Source organism: Pseudogulbenkiania sp. MAI-1, assembly GCF_000527175.1.
Lineage (GTDB): Bacteria > Pseudomonadota > Gammaproteobacteria > Burkholderiales > Chromobacteriaceae > Pseudogulbenkiania.
On record NZ_AZUR01000001.1, the window covers coordinates 72,734 to 89,152 of the forward strand.

A 16,419-nucleotide genomic window follows, 5' to 3' on the forward strand; every position below is an offset into this window, starting at 1 on the left:
AGGGTAAATGAAGACAAGCAAGCGTCATGCGCTGTGGCCGCTGGCGGCGCTGCTGCTCACCGGCTGTGCGGTGGGGCCGGATTACCAGCGCCCGGCCGTGACGGTGCCGGCGGCCTACCAGGAGGCGGGGGACTGGAAACCGGCGACCCCGGCCGATCACCTGCCGCGTGCGGCGTGGTGGCAGGAATTCGCCGATCCGCGGCTCGACGAGCTGCAACAGCAGTTGCTGGCGCACAACCAGACGCTGCGTGCCGCCGAGGCCAGCTTCCGCCAGGCCTTGGCGCTGTTGAAGCAGGCCGAGGCCGGCTACAGCCCCAGCGTTACCGCCGGGGCCTCGGCCAATCGCGGCCGCGCCAGCGGCGACAGTGCCGTCGTCACCAGCTACCGCGCCGAACTGAGCGCGGCCTGGGAACTGGATCTGTGGGGACGGGTGCGGCGCACGGTGGAATCCGGCCGCGCCAGCGCCGAGGCCAGCGCCGCCGATCTCGAATCGACCCGGCTCAGCGCCCAGGCGCAGCTCGCCGGCGCCTACTTCCAGCACTACGTCGCCGACCGCACGCTGCGCCTCTTGGACGAGCAGGTGGCGGCCTACCGCCAGCAGCTCCAGATCACGCGCAACCGCTACCGCCAGGGCGTAGTGTCGCGTGCCGACGTGGTGCAGGCCGAAACCCAGCTCAAGAGCACCGAGGTCAGCCTGCTCGCCAGGCGCGTCACGCGCCGCCAGCTCGAGCACGCCATCGCCGTGCTGCTCGGCCGTCCGCCGGCCGGCTTCTCGCTGGCCGAGCGGCAACAGCCGCCGGCGCTGCCGCTGCTGCCGGCCGGCTTGCCGTCGCAACTATTGGAGCGGCGCCCCGACATCGCCGCCGCCGAGCGCCGCGTGGCCGCCGCCAACGCCGCCATCGGCGTCGCCAAGGCCGGCTACTTCCCGAGCCTGACGCTGGCCGCCAGCGGCGGCTACGCCGCCTCCCGGCTGGCCGACTGGTTCAGCCTGCCGGCGCGCTTCTGGTCGCTCGGCCCGGAGCTGGCAATGACGCTGTTCAACGGCGGCCTGACCCGCGCCAGGACCGCCGAGGCCATCGCCGCCTACGACGCCAGCGTGGCCAACTACCGCCAGACCGTGCTGCAGGGATTCCTGGAAGTGGAGGACGCGCTGACGGCGATCCGTCTGCTCGACCAGCAGGCGGCCTTGCAGGTGGAAACGCTGGCCGCGGCGCGCGAGGCCGAAACCATCGCGCGCAACCAGTACCAGGCCGGGCTGGTGAGCTATCTGGATGTGGTCACGGTGCAGAGCACGCGGCTTGCCGCCGAGCAGGAGGGCCTCGCCATCCTCGGCAGCCAGCTCGCGGCGCGCGTGGCGCTGATCAAGGCGCTGGGAGGAGGCTGGCAGGCTGCGGGTTCAACGGCAGGGTGATGCGCACGCGAAAGCCGCCTTCCGGGGCGTCTTCCAGGAACAGCGCGCCGCCATGCTGTTTGACGATACGCGCCACGATGGCGAGGCCCAGGCCGCTGCCGCCGTCGGTGCCGCGGTGTTCCGCCAGGCGCTCGAACGGCGCCAGCGCGTTCTCGCGCTGGGCCGGGGCGATGCCGCTGCCGCGGTCGCTGACGGTCAGCGTCACCGCCGCCGGGTCGGCGTCCACCCCCACCACCACCGGCGGGCGGCCGTAGCGGCGCGCGTTCTCGATCAGGTTGGTGAGCAGTCGCTCCAGTGCCAGCGCGTCGGCCTCGATCTCCGGCTCGGCGCCGCGCCGCAGCGCGAGTTCCATGCCCTCGCGGCGGAAGCGCGCCACCACGCTGGCGGCCAGCTCCGCCAGCGCCAGCGGCTCGCGCCGGGTGGTCTCCTCGCTGCGCGCGAAGTCGACGAACTGGCGCACGATGCGCGACAGCTCGTCGATGTCGGCCAGCATGTCGTCCTTGTCCTGGCTGTCCTGCTGCAGCTCCACCGTCAGCTTGAGCCGGGTCAGCGGCGTGCGCAGGTCGTGCGACAGCCCGGCCAGCATCAGCCGCCGCTCGCGCGCCGCGTCGTCCAGCGCCTCCGCCATGCGGTTGAAGCGCTTGGCCAGGATGCGCACCTCGCTGGGGCCGGACGGCGGCACCGGCTCCGGCTTGTAGCCGGCTTCCAGCTGGCGCGCCGCGTGGGCGAGCTTGGTGAGCGGGCGGGTGACGCGCCAGGCCAGCAGCGAAGCGGCCAGGATCGCCAACAGCGAGAACAGCAGGCCGCCCAGCAGCACCGGCGACACCGACGGCGGGATGTAGCGCCCGGCCGGCATCACCAGCCAGTAGCGCTGGCCGATCACCTGCACGTCGAGCCAGATCTCCTGGCGCTCGCCCTGCTGCGACCACAGCACCGTCACCGGCTCGTTCATGCCGAGCGACAGGCGGTCGCGCAAGGCCTGGCCGAGCGCGGGCAGGCTGGGGCTGAAGTGCGCATCCTGGCGCGAGGCGGCCGGCAGCAGGCGCGGGAAGCCGGGGCGGTTGTAGGCGATGAGGAAGTCGACGCGCTGCAGCGGGCTGAGATTGTCGAGCGCGCCCTCCAGGTCCGCCAAGGTGTCGATCACCTGGGCGTAGAGCTGGTCGGCCAACAGGTGCTCGCGCTGGCGCGCGCTCATCCACAGCGTGAAGGCCTGGCTGGCCAACACCACCAGCACCACCAGCAGGGCGAGGCGGAAGAACAGCGAGCCGAACAGGCGACGCAAGGCTTACTCCCTGGGCGCGCCGTCGGGCACGAACACGTAGCCGTAGCCCCACACCGTCTGGATGAAGCGCGGGCCGCCGTCGTCGGTGTCGAGCGCCCGGCGCAGGCGCGAGATGTGCACGTCGATGCTGCGGTCGAGCGATTCGCCGCTGCCCTTGCCGAGCGCCATCTCCATCAGCTGCTCGCGCGTCAGCGGCCGGCGCGGATGGCTCGCCAGCACCGCCAGCACCGCGTATTCGGCGCTGGTCAGCGTCACCACCTTGCCCTGGTAGGTCAGCTCGCGTCGCCCCAGGTGCAGCGTGAACGGGCCGAACTCGACCGCGTCGCCTTCCTCGTGGCGCGCCGCCAGCGCCGGCGTGGCGTTATGCCGGCGCAGCACCGACTGGATGCGCGCCACCAGCTCGCGCGGGTTGAACGGCTTGGGCAGGTAGTCGTCGGCGCCCATCTCCAGGCCGAGGATGCGGTCGATGTCTTCGCCGCGCGCGGTGAGCATGATCACCGGCACCATCTCGCCCTGCGCGCGCAGCCGGCGCACCACCGCCAGCCCGTCCTCGCCCGGCATCATCACGTCGAGCACCATCAGGTCGGGGCGGTTGCGCGCCAGCTTGCGCTGCAGCTCACGCGCGTCCGGCAGCGTGTCCACGGTATAACCTTGCTGACCGAGGTAGCGCACCAGCAGGTCGCGCAGTTTGGCGTCGTCGTCGACGACCAGGATTTTGCTGTTTTCCATAGTGGCAAGAGTAGCCTGTCGTGGTGGCGGCTGTCAGTTCGGATAATGAACAGATATTACACTGCCGCGCCGGCTTCAAACTCGTTAACACTTGGCCCGGTTTTGCACATGGTTCGGCAACACCCTGTGCCTAGACTGGCAGCATCCCCCCGCTGTCAGGAGTTCCCCATGATCCGCACTACCGTTCCGCTCGTGCTGTTGGCTATGCTCGGTGGTGGCGCACTGGGCCTCTGGGTCAGTGCCCCGCCGTCGCCGCCGGCATCCCCCTTCCGCTCCATCCCCACGGCACCCCCCACGCCGGTGCTGCAACCGTCTCCCGCGGTCGCCCCCCAGACCGTGCGCATCTCCCCCGCGGTCGGGCAGCGTGGCGCCGGCCTGCCGTTCGAGGCCGACGTGTGAGGCCCCCTTGCGCCATGCATGCGACAGATGGCAGGCGCGCTTGGCTCAGGATAGAATGAAAGCATGAAACGACGCGTATTCGCCGGTTTGGCGACTTGTCTTGTTCTGGTGCTCACGCCGCCGGCGCTGGCCGGTCGCCACGGGCCGCCCGGCGCTGGCGGAATGGGTGGGTTCGTGCCGCCCGGCTGGATGCAGGCCGGCAAGGACCCGGAGCAGGGCAACGACATGCGGCGGCTGCGCGAGCTGCGTCTCCAGGAAGCCATCCGCCATGGCGACCTGAGCCGCGAAGAGGCCCGCCAGCAGCGTCCTTCCCCGCGCGAGGTCTGGCCGTTTGCGCCGGGCAACTCGGCCGGCGAGGAGCGCGGCGGTCCGGAAAACAAGCGACGCTACTGGCGCGACAAGCGGCGACAAGCCAACGAGCGTGACCAGGACGATTAAAAGCCCGTTGCTCGGGCGGCATGCGAGAAACCGGAACGCCGCCTACTGTTAAAGGGGCGCAAGGCGCCGTGCCTGCCACGGTGCCGACGACAGTCCGAGCAGGTGCAGGCAGGAGTGAGAAGGCCCGTTGCGGGCTCCCCCTGTCTGCCCGCCCGGCTGGATCTACAAGGGGGATGGATGCTGCGGCGACGGATGCTGGCCATGATGATGGCGCTGCTGTCGAGCTGGCCGGCGACGGGCTGGCCGGCGGAGCCGTTGTTTTCGCCCTCCTGCCGTCAGAGCATCGCCCCGCAGCGCTGCGAGCTGATGCGCCAGGGCCAGTTGACGTGTTCCGACCTGCCGCTGGAATACCAGCGCGAATGCCAGCAGCTGTTCACTCCCCCGCTCAATTGTTCCCGCAGCCGTGACGACCGCTGGTGCAAGGCGCTGCAGCAGGCGCAGCAGAACTGCGATGCCCAGCGCGGCGAGGCGCGCCGGATCTGTATCCGCGAGCGTCTGCCGGCGCCGGACTGCTCCCGCGCCGCCGTGCCCGAACGGTGTCGCCAGCGGGTCGAGGCCGAGCAGGCCTGCGGCGAACGCTACGGGGCGGAGTACCGCGAGTGCGTCGCCAAGGCGATGCGCTAAGAGAAGACCAGTCCAAAAAGCCCGGCCGACACCCATCGGGGCGTCGGCCGAGCTTTTTGGGGGGCGGGAAGACCGTTACGGCAGCAGGATCAGCGAGCCGGTGGTGCGGCGCCCCTCCAGGTCGCGGTGCGCCTGGGCCGCGTCGGCCAGCGCGTAGCGGTGCGACGGCGCGACCTTGACCGCGCCGGCCCGCACTCGCTCGAACAGCGCGTTGGCCGACTCCTCCAGCTCTGTGCGGGTGGCGGTGTAGTCGCCGAGCCGGGGGCGGGTGAAGTACAGCGAGCCCTTCTGCGCCAACAGCAGCGGGGCGAACGGCGGCACCGCGCCGGAGGCGTTGCCGAAGCTGACGAACATGCCGCGCGGCGAGAGGCTGTTCAGCGACATCTCGAAGGTATCCTTGCCCACCGAATCGAACACCACCGGCACGCCTTGCCCGCCGGTGATCTCGCGCACCCGCTCCACCACGTTCTCGGTGCCGTAGTTGATGACGTGGGCGCAGCCCAGCGAGCGCGCCAGCTCGGCCTTGGCGGCCGAACCCACCGTGCCGATCACGTTGACCCCGAGCGAACGGAGCCACTGCACCGCGATCTGCCCGACCCCGCCGGCGGCGGCGTGCCACAGCACGGTCTGGCCCGGCTGCACCGGGTAGGTGCGGCGGATCAGGTACTCCACCGTCATGCCTTGCAGCATCATGCTAGCGGCCGCCTCGTCGCCGATCTCGTCCGGCAGCTTCACCAGCACCCCCGCCGGGATCAGGCGCTCCCCGCTGTAGGCGCCCAGCGGGCCGCCGCAGTAGGCGACCCGGTCGCCCACCCGCACGTGCTCGACGCCGGCGCCCACCGCCTCGACCACTCCGGCCGCCTCGGTGCCGAGGCCGGACGGCAGGGCAGCGGGGTACAGTCCGCTGCGCACGTAGGTGTCGATGAAGTTGACGCCGATGGCGCTGTGGCGCAGGCGCACCTCGCCCGGGCCGGGCGTGCCCACCTCCACGGTCTCGGTTTGCAATACCTCGGGGCCGCCGGTCTGGTAAAAGCGGATGGCAAGCGTCATGTCGGGTCTCCTCTCTGGGCGATGTCGATAGGGGAGTAGTGTCGCGGCGTTGCACGGCACGAGCAATGGCCGTGGCAGAACAGGCTGTTTCCTGGCGCGAACGGTGGCTAGGTGCCGGCCCAGGCCAGCACGCTTGGCAGGCATTCCGGCCAGCGCGCCAGGCGGTGGTCGTCGCCGTTGAACACGGTCTGGCGCGCGCCGCGGTAGTGGCGCGCCGCCTCGCGCCAGTCCAGCACCTCGTCGGCGGTCCCCAGCATCAGCCAGTAGCGCGCCGGCGTCGGGCGTTCCACCACCAGCCGGCGCAGCGCCGCCAGGTCGGCCTCGCCCAGCGTGTAGCGCTCGCCGGTGTAGGGGTTGGTCTGCGGCCCGAGATAGGCGGCGAGCGAGCGGTCGGGGCGCACCGCCGGGTTGATCAGCACCGCGCGCAGGTTCAGCGCCTCGGCCAGCCAGCTGGCGTAGAAGCCGCCCAGCGAGCTGCCGATCAGCAGCGTGTCCGCCGGCAGCGTCTGCAGCAAGGCCGAGGCGGCGGCGATGGCGTCGGCCGGGTGCGGCGGCAGGCGCGGGCAGTGAAAGGTGTCGCTCAGCCCCCTTTCGTCCAGAAAGGCCGCCGTTTCGCGCGCCTTGGCCGATTGTTCGCTGGAATTGAAACCGTGCAGGTAAACGATGTGTGGCATGGCGGACCTGATAACGAGGTTGATGAAATGGCCGGTGCCGGCATCGGGGACGGATCAGGGCATCGCCTTGTACATGACATGTGGGCCACTATACTTTTTTTAACTGGTCTTTGCCCGTCACCTGTCTGTCGCCAAAGGATGCCGATAATGAAAACAAGCACCGTCGTCGCCGGCCTGTTGACCGCTACCTGCCTGTTGCCCCCGGCGCATGCGCTGGATCTGTCGCTGGGCGTCGGCGCCAGCGAAGACGCCAACGCCTATTACCGCCTCGGGGTGCAGCAGGAGTTCACCCGCAGCTGGTGGAACAGCTCCACCGGCCGTCTCACCGGCTACTGGGACGCCGGCCTGACCCACTGGGATGGGGAAGGCGGCGGCAGCACCCAGTCGCTGTCGGTCTCCCCGGTGCTGGTCTACGAATTCAGCGGCAACGGCATCCGTCCCTTCATCGAGGCCGGCATCGGGCTCGCCGCCTTCCGCAACGACACCATCGACGAGCACAAGCTGGGGTCGGAATGGCAGTTCGAAGACCGGCTGGGCGTCGGTTTCCGCTTCGGCGCCGGCCACGCGCTCGGCCTGCGCGCCATGCATTATTCCAATGCCGGGCTCAAGAAGCCCAACGGCGGCCTCGATGCCTATTCGCTGTATTACCAGCTGCGCTACTAGGCGCGGGGCGCCGTTTCCGCCGCACAGCGGCAAGACCGCCGCCCCCCCTCCTATCCGGCCCTGCCGTCACGGCAGGGCCCGTACCGGCCGGCCCCAATGCCCCCCATCAACCATTCCCGCTCAGTCGGGCTGCCACTGGTAGGCCTTGAGGATGGTCTTCAGCTTGCCGTTCTTGTGCAGGCGGGCGATGGCCTGGTTCAGCTCGGCCACGCTGTAACGGCTGGCCGGGGCCACCGCGCACATGGTCGGCATGGTGGAAATCACCACCGGCAGCATCTCCAGCTTGCGCGCCTCGAACGGGTAGCTGCGCGCCCAGTAGGCGAATTCCAGCTCGGAGTGGATGGCGACGTCGATCAGCTTCTTCTGCAGCGACTTCATCAACAGGTCGATGCGCGCCTCGTCCACGCGCGTGGCCTGGCCGCTGGCCCACAGCGCCTCCACTGCCGGGTAATGGTAGCCGCGCGTGGTGCCGATGCGCTTGCCCGACAGATCCTCGACGCGCCGGACCGGGGTGGCCGATTTCAGCGCGATCAGCCGCTCCACCTGCGGATACAGCTCCTGCGTCCAGCCCAGCCGGCTGGCGTTGCCGTACCACAGCGGGTTGGCGTTGCAGTGGATGTCGACCTTGTTGCTCTCGATGTTCTGCTCCACCCGCTTGCGCGAGACGACGATGAACTGCGGCGCGGTGCCCAGCTCTTCCGCCAGCGCCGTGCCCAGCTCCTTGTACAGCCCGCCCACCAGCCCGTGCTGCGGATCGCTGGCCAACTCGACGATCGGCGGGCCGTCCGAATCCGCCACGCCGATGCGTAATACCGCTGCCGCCTGCGCGGACAGCGCCCCCCCCAAGGCCAGCACCATCGCCAGCACCCGTTTATGCGCCCTGAACATAAGCTTCTGCTCTCTTCTTCTTAAAGGTTGGCCGGTTCGGTGCGAACAGCATGGTAAGATGCCAGACCGATGATGCCACCTTCCCGTTTTAGACGATAACTACTTGTTTGCCATGACGATCGCCACCAATCCCACCCTATACGATCACCTGTCGCGCCGTATCCTGATACTGGACGGTGGCATGGGCACCATGATCCAGCGCCACCAGCTCACCGAACAGGACTACCGCGGCGAACGCTTCGCGGATTGGCACTGCGACGTCAAGGGCAACAACGACCTGTTGGTGCTGACCCAGCCCGGCATCATCGGCGCCATCCACCAGGCCTACCTCGACGCCGGCGCCGACATCGTCGAAACCAACACCTTCAACGCCACCTCGATCGCCATGGCCGATTACGAGATGGAAGCGCTGGTGTGGGAGATCAATCACGCCGCCGCCCGCCTGGTGAAGGAGCTGTGCGTCGCCGAAACCGCGAAGAACCCGGCCAAGCCACGCTACTGCGCCGGCGTGCTGGGCCCGACCAACCGCACCTGTTCCATCAGCCCGGACGTCAACGACCCGGGCTACCGCAACGTCACCTTCGACCAACTGGTCGAGAGTTACAGCGAGGCCATCGACGGCCTGGTCAAGGGCGGCGCCGACCTGTTGCTGGTCGAGACCATCTTCGACACGCTCAACGCCAAGGCGGCGGTGTTCGCCATCCACAAGTACTTCGACGAGCACCCCGAAACGCCGCGGCTGCCGATCATGATTTCCGGCACCATTACCGACCAGTCCGGCCGCACCCTGACCGGGCAGACGACAGAGGCATTTTATAACTCGTTATCGCATGCCGACGCCATTTCTTTTGGCCTGAACTGCGCCTTGGGGCCGGATCTGCTGCGCCCCTACGTCGAGGAAATGGCGCGCATCTCGTCCACCTTCGTCTCGGTGCACGCCAACGCCGGCCTGCCCAATGCCTTCGGCGGCTACGATTTGAGCCCGCAGGACATGGCCGTCTCGGTCAGGGAATGGGCCGAATCGGGCCTGGTCAACATCATCGGCGGCTGCTGCGGCACCACGCCGGAGCACATCGCGGCGATCTACCAGGCGGTGAAAGACCTGCCGCCGCGCGCGCTGCCGGCGATCGAGCCCAAGTGCCGCCTGTCCGGCCTCGAGCCGTTCAACATCGGTGACCACGACCTGTTCGTCAACGTCGGCGAGCGCACCAACGTCACCGGTTCGAAGGCCTTCGCCCGGCTGATCCTGAACGGCGACTACGCCACCGCGCTCGACGTGGCGCGCCAGCAGGTCGAGAACGGCGCGCAGGTGATCGACATCAACATGGACGAGGGCATGCTTGACGCCCACGCCGCCATGGTGCGCTTCCTCAACCTGATCGCCGCCGAGCCGGACATCGCGCGCGTGCCGATCATGATCGACTCCTCCAAGTGGGAGGTGATCGAGGCCGGCCTCAAGTGCATTCAGGGCAAGGGCATCGTCAACTCGATCTCGATGAAGGAAGGCAAGGACAAGTTCGTCGAGCAGGCGCGCCTGATCCGTCGCTACGGTGCGGCGGTGATCGTGATGGCCTTCGACGAGGCCGGCCAGGCCGACACCTATGCGCGCAAGGTCGAGATCTGCGAGAAGAGCTACCGCATCCTGGTGGACGAAGTGGGCTTTCCGCCTGAGGACATCATCTTCGACCCCAACATCTTCGCCGTGGCCACCGGCATCGAAGAACACGCACGCTACGGCCTCGACTTCATCGAGGCCACCGGCTGGATCAAGCAGAACCTGCCGCACGCCAAGATTTCTGGTGGCGTCTCCAACGTGTCGTTCTCGTTCCGCGGCAACAACAAGGTGCGCGAGGCGATCCACGCCGTGTTCCTGTACCACGCCATCAAGCGCGGCATGACCATGGGCATCGTCAACGCCGGCGCGCTGGAGGTGTACGACGAGGTCGACCCGGTGCTGCGCGAGCGCATCGAGGACGTAGTGCTGATGCGCGGCGACGACAGCGTGGCTGCCACCGAGGCGCTGATCACCCTGGCCGAAAGCTTCCGTGGCGACGCCAAGGAAGCCAAGGGCGAAGACCTGGCGTGGCGCAGCCTGCCGGTGGAGAAGCGGCTGGAACACGCGCTGATCAAGGGCATCACCACCTATATCGTCGAAGACACCGAAGAAGTCCGCCTCAAGTCCGCGCGCCCGATCCACGTCATCGAAGGCCCGCTGATGGACGGCATGAACGTGGTCGGCGACCTGTTCGGCGCCGGCAAGATGTTCCTGCCGCAGGTGGTGAAGTCCGCGCGCGTGATGAAGGCCGCCGTGGCCCACCTCGAGCCGTTCATCGAGGAAGAGAAGATCGCCATGGGCCTGCAGGACGCGCCGGCCAAGGGCGTGATCATCATGGCCACGGTCAAGGGCGACGTGCACGACATCGGCAAGAACATCGTCGGCGTGGTGCTGCGCTGTAACAACTACAAGGTGATCGATCTGGGCGTGATGGTGCCGTGCCAGACCATTCTGGATGCCGCGCGCGAGCACAACGCCGACATCATCGGCCTCTCCGGCCTGATCACCCCGTCGCTGGAAGAGATGGCGCACGTCGCCAAGGAAATGCAGCGCCAGGGCTTTGATATTCCGCTGCTGATCGGCGGCGCCACCACCAGCCGCGTGCACACCGCGGTGAAGATCGCCCCCAACTACCACGGCCCGGTGATCTACGTGCCGGACGCCAGCCGCGCCGTCGGCGTGTGCTCCAATCTGCTGTCCGACACGCTGCGCGACGTTTTCGTCGAGGAAGTCACCGCCGACTACGCCAAGGCGCGCGCCATCTTCGAGGGGCGCGGTGACGCCAAGCTGTTGCCGATCGCCGAAGCCCGCGAACAGCGCCACCAGATCGACTGGGCGAACTACACCCCGCCCAAGCCGGCTTGGCTCGGCGTGCGCGAGTTCCGCGACTACCCGCTGGCCGAGATCGCCGCCTGCATCGACTGGACGCCGTTCTTCCAAAGCTGGGAGCTGGCCGGCCGCTACCCGGCCATCCTCGACGACGAAGTGGTTGGCGAGTCCGCCCGCAGCCTGTTTGCCGATGCCCAGGCCATGCTGAAGCAGATCATCGACGAGCGTTGGCTCACTGCCAACGCGGTGATCGGCCTGTTCCCGGCCGCCAGCGTCGGCCACGACGACATCGAGATCTACCACCCGGACAGCGGCGAGAAGCTGATGACCTGGGTCGGCCTGCGCCAGCAGATCGTCAAGACCGACAAAGACGGCAACAAGAACCCGGACTGGTGCTTGGCCGACTTCGTCGCCCCCAAGGACAGCGGCGTGGCCGACTACATCGGCGCCTTCGCCGTCACCGGCGGCCTCGGCATCGACCCGCACGTGGCGCGCTTCGAAGCTGCCAACGACGACTACTCGGCGATCCTGCTCAAGGCGCTGGCCGACCGCTTCGCCGAAGCCTTCGCCGAGCTGATGCACCGCCGCGTGCGCACCGAGTTCTGGGGCTACGCGCCGGACGAGCAACTCGACAACGAGGCGCTGATCGAAGAGAAGTACCAGGGTATCCGCCCGGCGCCGGGCTACCCGGCCTGCCCGGACCACACCGTGAAGAAGGAACTGTTTGAGCTCTTGGACGCCCCGGCCATCGGCATGACGCTGACCGAGGGCTACGCCATGCTGCCGACCGCGGCGGTGTCCGGCTTCTACTTCAGCCACCCGGATTCGCGCTACTTCGGCGTTGGCAAAGTGAGCCGCGATCAAGTCGAGAGCTACGCCCAGCGCCGCGGCGTCAGCGTCGAGCAGGCCGAGCGCGATCTGGCGCCGAATTTGGGCTACAACGCCTGAGCCTTACCGCCCGCACCGGGCGATGCTCCGCCGTGATGCCAAGCCGGGACGTGTCCGGCTCACCAGAAACCGCCCGGCAAGGGCGGTTTCTGCTTGATGGCGATACTGGCCGGTCACGACGCCACAATCGCCTGATCGATATCCTCGATCAGGTCCTCGACATCCTCCAGCCCCACCGACAGCCGTACCAGCGCGTCGGGCAGCCCGGCTTTCTGGCGCTGCTCCGGCGGGATGGCGGCGTGGGTCATGGTGGTGGGCAGGCTGATCAGCGACTCCACCCCGCCCAGGCTTTCGGCCAGCGCGAACAGCTTGGTGTGGGTGGTGAAGCGGGCGCTGCGCTCGGCGCCGCCCTTGAGTTCCAGCGAGATCATGCCGCCGAAGGCGTACATCTGCCGCCGTGCCAGTTCGTGCCAGGGGCTCCCGGTCAGGCCGGGGTAGTGCACGCGTACCACTTCGGGGTGTTGTTCCAGGTGCTGTGCCAGTTCCAGCGCGTTGGCGCAGTGCTGGCGCATGCGCAGCGCCAGCGTCTTGATGCCGCGCAGCACCAGGAAGCAGTCCATCGGCCCCGGCACCGCGCCGACGGCGTTCTGCAGGAACTTGAGTTCCTGGTAGAGCGCCTCGTCGTTGGTCACCAGTGCGCCGCCGACGACGTCGGAATGGCCGCCCAAGTACTTGGTGGTGCTGTGCAGCACCACATCGGCCCCCAGCGTCAGCGGCTGCTGCAGGTAGGGCGAGGCGAAGGTGTTGTCGACCACCACCTTGACGCCGCGCGCGTGGGCGAGCCGGGCCAGTGCGGCGATGTCGCACACCGTCAGCAGCGGGTTGCTCGGCGTCTCCAGCCACAGCAGCTTGGTGGCCGGGGTGAAGGCGGCTTCCACCGCGGCGGGGTCGGTGGCGTCGACGAAGCTCGGCGTGATGCCGAAACGGGTGAACACCCGCGTCATCAGGCGGTAGGTGCCGCCGTACAGGTCCTGCCCGCACAGCACGTGGTCGCCGCTCGACAGCGTCTGCAGCATGGCCGATTCGGCGGCCAGCCCGCTGGCGAACGCCAGGCCGTAGGCGCCGTCCTCCAGCGCCGCCAGGTTGGCTTCCAGTGCGCTGCGCGTCGGGTTGGCGGTGCGCGCGTAGTCGTAGCCCTGGTGCACGCCGGGTGCCTGCTGGACGAAGGTGGAGGTCAGGTAGACCGGGGTCATGACGGCGCCGGTGGCCGGGTCCGGCGTCAGGCCGGCGTGGATGGCCTTGGTGGAGAAACGCATGGTTGCCTCGCTAGTGGGTGGCGGTCAGCGCTCGCAGCAGGTCGCCCTGGGTGATGATGTCGTAGCCGTCCCCGCGCCGCACCAGCACGGCCGGCACCTGGCCCGGCACGCGCCGCGCCAGCTCGTCGAACGGGGTGCCGGCGTCCAGCACCGGCAGCGGCTCGCGCAGCAGTTCGCGCACGATCAGGGTGGCGAGCTCTTTGCCGGCGAGCAGTGCGGCGATCACGTCCTGGCGGTACAGCGTGCCCAGCAGCTCGTCGCCGTCGAATACCGGCAGCTGGGCGCAGGGCGTGTTGTTCAGCCGCGCCAGCGCATGAGCCAGCGCGTCTCCCGGGGCGACACGGGCGAGCGGGCGTGGCGGTTTGGTGCGCAGCACGTCGGCGGCGCTGAGCGCGGGGCGTGCCGTGAGGTAGCCGTTGGCGCTCATCCAGTCGTCGTTGTAGATCTTGCCGAGGTATTGCCGGCCGCCGTCCGGCAGCAGCACCACCATCAGGTCGTCCGGCCCGAGCCGCTCGGCCACGCGCAGCGCGCCCAGCACCGCCGCGCCGCTGGAGCCGCCGGCGAAGATGCCTTCCGTGCGCGCCAGGCGCCGTGCCATCAGGAAGCTGTCGCGGTCGTTCACCTGCACCACGTCGTCGATCACGCTCCAGTCCAGTGCCTTGGGCACGAAGTCCTCGCCGATGCCTTCCAGCTTGTAGACGTGCGGCTCGACCTCGCGCCCGCTGTGGAACAGGTCGTAGAGGATGGAGCCTTCCGGGTCGACGCCGATCACCTGCACCGCCGGGTTCTGTTGCTTCAGGTAGCGGCCGATGCCGCTGATGGTGCCGCAGGTGCCCATGCCGCAGACGAAGTGAGTGATCTTGCCGGCGGTGTCCCGCCAGATTTCCGGGCCGGTGCTGACGTAGTGCGCCTGGGTGTTGTCGGGGTTGTGGTACTGGTTGCACAGGAAGGAGCCGGGAATCTCGGCCGCCAGCTGGCGCGCCACCTCGATGTACTGGCGCGGGTGGTCCGGCGGCAGGTCGGTGGGGCAGACGATCACTTCCGCCCCCATCGCGCGCAGCATGTCGATCTTCTCGCGGGATTGCTTGTCGGCGATGGTGAACACGGTCTTGTAGCCGCGCGCCGCGGCGAACATGGCGAGCCCCATGCCGGTGTTGCCCGAGGTGCATTCGACGATGGTGCCGCCCGGCGCGATCTCGCCGCGCCGCTCGGCCTCGCCGACCATGAACTGGCCGATGCGGTCCTTCACCGAGCCGCCCGGGTTCATGAATTCGAGCTTGGCGTAGACCGCGCAGCGGTGCGTTGCGGTCAGGCGGTTCAGCCGCACCAGCGGGGTGTGGCCGATGGCGTCCAGAATGCTCTCGTACTTCATGGCGTCCCTCCTGGCCCGGGATGGGCGGGCTCTTCGGTTCACTATAGCCGCTGGCTGGGGACGGCTGCTGCCCCGGCGTATCCGTTTTACAATGCCGTCGTCGCTCCGCTCAGAACTGCTGGATTGCCATGAACATCACCGTGCTGTTTCCCACCGCCACCGAGGCGAGTTTGTTTTCCCATCCCGGCGTCACCACCATCGTTTCCGGCGTCGGGTTGACCGCCACCGCCTATGCCACGCTGAAGGCCATCCAGCAGCACCGGCCCGATGTGCTGATCCTGGCCGGCGTGGCCGGGGTGTACCCGCACGCGAGCCTGCAGATCGGCGACGTGGTGCTGGTGGAGTCGGAGGTGGAGGGCGATCTGGGCTTTTTCACGCCCGAGGGGTTCACCCACTTGGCGCATCTGCCGCTCGACATGGCGTTCGAGCGCCGCCATACCTTGCATTGCCCGCGGCTGCCGGAGGGCTTCGCGCGGACGAAGAGCGTGTCGCTGAACGCGGCGCTGGCGCCGTTCGTCGATAGCCGCGAGGTGGAGATCGAGAACATGGAGGGGGCGGCGTTTTTCCATGTCTGCCTGGAGGAAGGGCAGCGCTTCGTCGAGATCCGCGCCATTTCCAACGTGGTGAAGCCGGGGCACGACGATTGGGATCTGGAGGGCTCGGTGCGGGCGCTGACCGACGGGCTCTATCGGTTGATCGCGGCGCTGCGGCAGGAGGAAGCCGGTGCGGCCTGAGACGCTGCCGCGCTGTGCCGACACGGCGCCGAAGCTGGGCTACAATGCCCGGCTTCCGCTCGTCGGCGAGAGACGAAGGTTGGCCAGAAACCTCTGGGTTTCGGCCAACTTTTTGGCATGCCCGGCCCGGCTGCGGAGATTGACTTGGCTCACGGCGGGCCGCCTGACTTTGCTGCACCATGTAAAGAAACGTAAACGTCGACTGCGGCGGCCACGGCTGCGCTATCGTCCCCGGGATGAAGGTCATGAAGGGTATTCTCTCCACGCGCACAGGCCGCCGCATGGCGGCCTTGCTGTATGTGCTGCTGTCGCTGCCGGCGCTGGGCGCCGAGCCCGGCTTGCCGCTGCGCGTCGCCATCGGCGAGACCAAGGCGCCGTACGTGATGGCGGAGGAGCAGCGCGGCGTGGAGTACGAGCTGGTCACCAGCGCGCTGCAGCTGGCCGGCTACCAGCCGCAGGTGTCGTTCGCCCCCAACAAGCGCGCCCAGGAGTGGCTCGCCGCCGGGCGGGTCGACGCCGCCATCGCCAACGACGGCGGTTACCTGTCCGAGCCTTACATCGCCTACCAGAACATGGCGATCACACTGTGCCGGCGCCAGATCCGGCTCGACAGCGTGCTGGACCTCGGCCGTTACCGGGTGGCGGCGTTCCAGAACGCGCAGCGCTTTCTCGGGCCGGACTACGCGGCGATGGCGGCGGGCAATCCCGATTACGTCGAGCAGTCGCCGCAGATCACCGTCAACCGCCTGCTGTACACCGGCCGCACCGACGTGGCGGTGGCCGACATCAACGTCTTCCTGCAGTTCAACGACGAGCTCGGCCCCGGCATCGATGCCCAGCCGGCGCCCTGCCCCTACGCCTTGTTCCCGCCGACGCCGTACCGCTTGGCTTTTCGCGATGCGGTGGCGCGCGATCGCTTCAACAAGGCGCTGCGCCTCTTGCACCAGCAGGGCTTCTACGAGGCGCTGGCGAAGCGCTACCACCTGCCGGCACCGCAGGGCCGGCCGTCGTTCAAGCCGCCGGCGCGCTGAGGACGCTACCCCGGCTGCCATGAAGTACCAATGCAA

Annotated in this window: 15 protein-coding genes; 8 read left to right on the plus strand and 7 right to left on the minus strand. The window is 68.5% G+C overall.

Going from position 1 to position 16,419, the window contains the following annotated elements; all coding sequences use genetic code 11:
* Nucleotides 1-7 precede the first annotated feature (7 nt).
* Nucleotides 8-1,411, plus strand: coding sequence for an efflux transporter outer membrane subunit (locus PSEMAI1_RS0100290; protein ID WP_024300932.1), 1,404 nt, complete (start codon nucleotides 8-10; stop codon nucleotides 1,409-1,411).
* Here PSEMAI1_RS0100290 and PSEMAI1_RS0100295 read toward each other — a convergent pair.
* Both PSEMAI1_RS0100295 and ompR read right to left on the minus strand, forming a co-directional pair.
* Nucleotides 1,362-2,693 carry an ATP-binding protein gene (locus PSEMAI1_RS0100295; RefSeq protein WP_024300933.1) on the minus strand — a complete coding sequence of 444 codons (1,332 nt, stop codon included), beginning with the start codon at nucleotides 2,691-2,693 and terminating at the stop codon, nucleotides 1,362-1,364. The genes PSEMAI1_RS0100290 and PSEMAI1_RS0100295 overlap by 50 nt on opposite strands.
* A gap of 3 nt (nucleotides 2,694-2,696) precedes the next feature.
* The gene (gene ompR / locus PSEMAI1_RS0100300; RefSeq protein WP_024300934.1) at nucleotides 2,697-3,422 is read right to left on the minus strand and encodes a two-component system response regulator OmpR; all 726 of its coding nucleotides are present in this window, start codon (nucleotides 3,420-3,422) and stop codon (nucleotides 2,697-2,699) included.
* A gap of 168 nt (nucleotides 3,423-3,590) precedes the next feature.
* Here ompR and PSEMAI1_RS0100305 point away from each other — a divergent pair, with 168 nt between their 5' ends.
* The 3 genes from PSEMAI1_RS0100305 (at nucleotide 3,591) to PSEMAI1_RS0100315 (ending at nucleotide 4,883) form a co-directional block, all read left to right on the plus strand.
* Nucleotides 3,591-3,821: a hypothetical protein gene (locus PSEMAI1_RS0100305; protein WP_024300935.1), complete on the plus strand. Its 231-nt coding sequence runs from the start codon at nucleotides 3,591-3,593 to the stop codon at nucleotides 3,819-3,821.
* 63 nt (nucleotides 3,822-3,884) lie between these two features.
* Nucleotides 3,885-4,259 (plus strand): hypothetical protein, encoded by a 375-nt coding sequence (locus PSEMAI1_RS0100310; RefSeq protein ID WP_029770411.1) that lies wholly within the window; start codon nucleotides 3,885-3,887, stop codon nucleotides 4,257-4,259.
* Nucleotides 4,260-4,436: 177 nt separating this feature from the next.
* Nucleotides 4,437-4,883 (plus strand): hypothetical protein, encoded by a 447-nt coding sequence (locus tag PSEMAI1_RS0100315; RefSeq protein WP_024300937.1) that lies wholly within the window; start codon nucleotides 4,437-4,439, stop codon nucleotides 4,881-4,883.
* 75 nt (nucleotides 4,884-4,958) lie between these two features.
* On the opposite strand, the gene PSEMAI1_RS0100320 is transcribed toward PSEMAI1_RS0100315, so the two are convergent.
* Both PSEMAI1_RS0100320 and PSEMAI1_RS0100325 read right to left on the minus strand, forming a co-directional pair.
* Nucleotides 4,959-5,933: a quinone oxidoreductase gene (locus tag PSEMAI1_RS0100320; protein WP_024300938.1), complete on the minus strand. Its 975-nt coding sequence runs from the start codon at nucleotides 5,931-5,933 to the stop codon at nucleotides 4,959-4,961.
* Nucleotides 5,934-6,040: 107 nt separating this feature from the next.
* A complete protein-coding gene (locus PSEMAI1_RS0100325; RefSeq protein WP_024300939.1) occupies nucleotides 6,041-6,607 on the minus strand; it encodes a YqiA/YcfP family alpha/beta fold hydrolase in 567 nt (188 codons plus the stop codon).
* Between the two features lie 147 nt (nucleotides 6,608-6,754).
* On the opposite strand from PSEMAI1_RS0100325, the gene PSEMAI1_RS0100335 reads away from it, so the two are divergent.
* Complete coding sequence (locus PSEMAI1_RS0100335) at nucleotides 6,755-7,270, plus strand: acyloxyacyl hydrolase (protein WP_024300940.1); 516 nt, start codon at nucleotides 6,755-6,757, stop codon at nucleotides 7,268-7,270.
* Nucleotides 7,271-7,390: 120 nt separating this feature from the next.
* On the opposite strand, the gene PSEMAI1_RS0100340 is transcribed toward PSEMAI1_RS0100335, so the two are convergent.
* Nucleotides 7,391-8,158 (minus strand): ABC transporter substrate-binding protein, encoded by a 768-nt coding sequence (locus PSEMAI1_RS0100340; RefSeq protein ID WP_024300941.1) that lies wholly within the window; start codon nucleotides 8,156-8,158, stop codon nucleotides 7,391-7,393.
* Nucleotides 8,159-8,270: 112 nt separating this feature from the next.
* On the opposite strand from PSEMAI1_RS0100340, the gene metH reads away from it, so the two are divergent.
* Nucleotides 8,271-11,990 carry a methionine synthase gene (metH, locus tag PSEMAI1_RS0100345; RefSeq protein WP_024300942.1) on the plus strand — a complete coding sequence of 1,240 codons (3,720 nt, stop codon included), beginning with the start codon at nucleotides 8,271-8,273 and terminating at the stop codon, nucleotides 11,988-11,990.
* 113 nt (nucleotides 11,991-12,103) lie between these two features.
* Here metH and PSEMAI1_RS0100350 read toward each other — a convergent pair whose 3' ends face one another.
* Together PSEMAI1_RS0100350 and PSEMAI1_RS0100355 are read right to left on the minus strand one after the other, a co-directional pair.
* The gene (locus PSEMAI1_RS0100350) at nucleotides 12,104-13,246 is read right to left on the minus strand and encodes a cystathionine gamma-synthase (protein WP_024300943.1); all 1,143 of its coding nucleotides are present in this window, start codon (nucleotides 13,244-13,246) and stop codon (nucleotides 12,104-12,106) included.
* 10 nt (nucleotides 13,247-13,256) lie between these two features.
* On the minus strand, nucleotides 13,257-14,618 hold the full coding sequence (locus tag PSEMAI1_RS0100355) for a pyridoxal-phosphate dependent enzyme (protein WP_024300944.1): 1,362 nt from the start codon (nucleotides 14,616-14,618) through the stop codon (nucleotides 13,257-13,259).
* 128 nt (nucleotides 14,619-14,746) lie between these two features.
* On the opposite strand from PSEMAI1_RS0100355, the gene PSEMAI1_RS0100360 reads away from it, so the two are divergent.
* A complete protein-coding gene (locus PSEMAI1_RS0100360) occupies nucleotides 14,747-15,352 on the plus strand; it encodes a purine phosphorylase (protein ID WP_024300945.1) in 606 nt (201 codons plus the stop codon).
* Nucleotides 15,353-15,597: 245 nt separating this feature from the next.
* The gene (locus PSEMAI1_RS20395; RefSeq protein ID WP_051460186.1) at nucleotides 15,598-16,383 is read left to right on the plus strand and encodes an ABC transporter substrate-binding protein; all 786 of its coding nucleotides are present in this window, start codon (nucleotides 15,598-15,600) and stop codon (nucleotides 16,381-16,383) included.
* The last annotated feature ends 36 nt before the right edge of the window (nucleotides 16,384-16,419 follow it).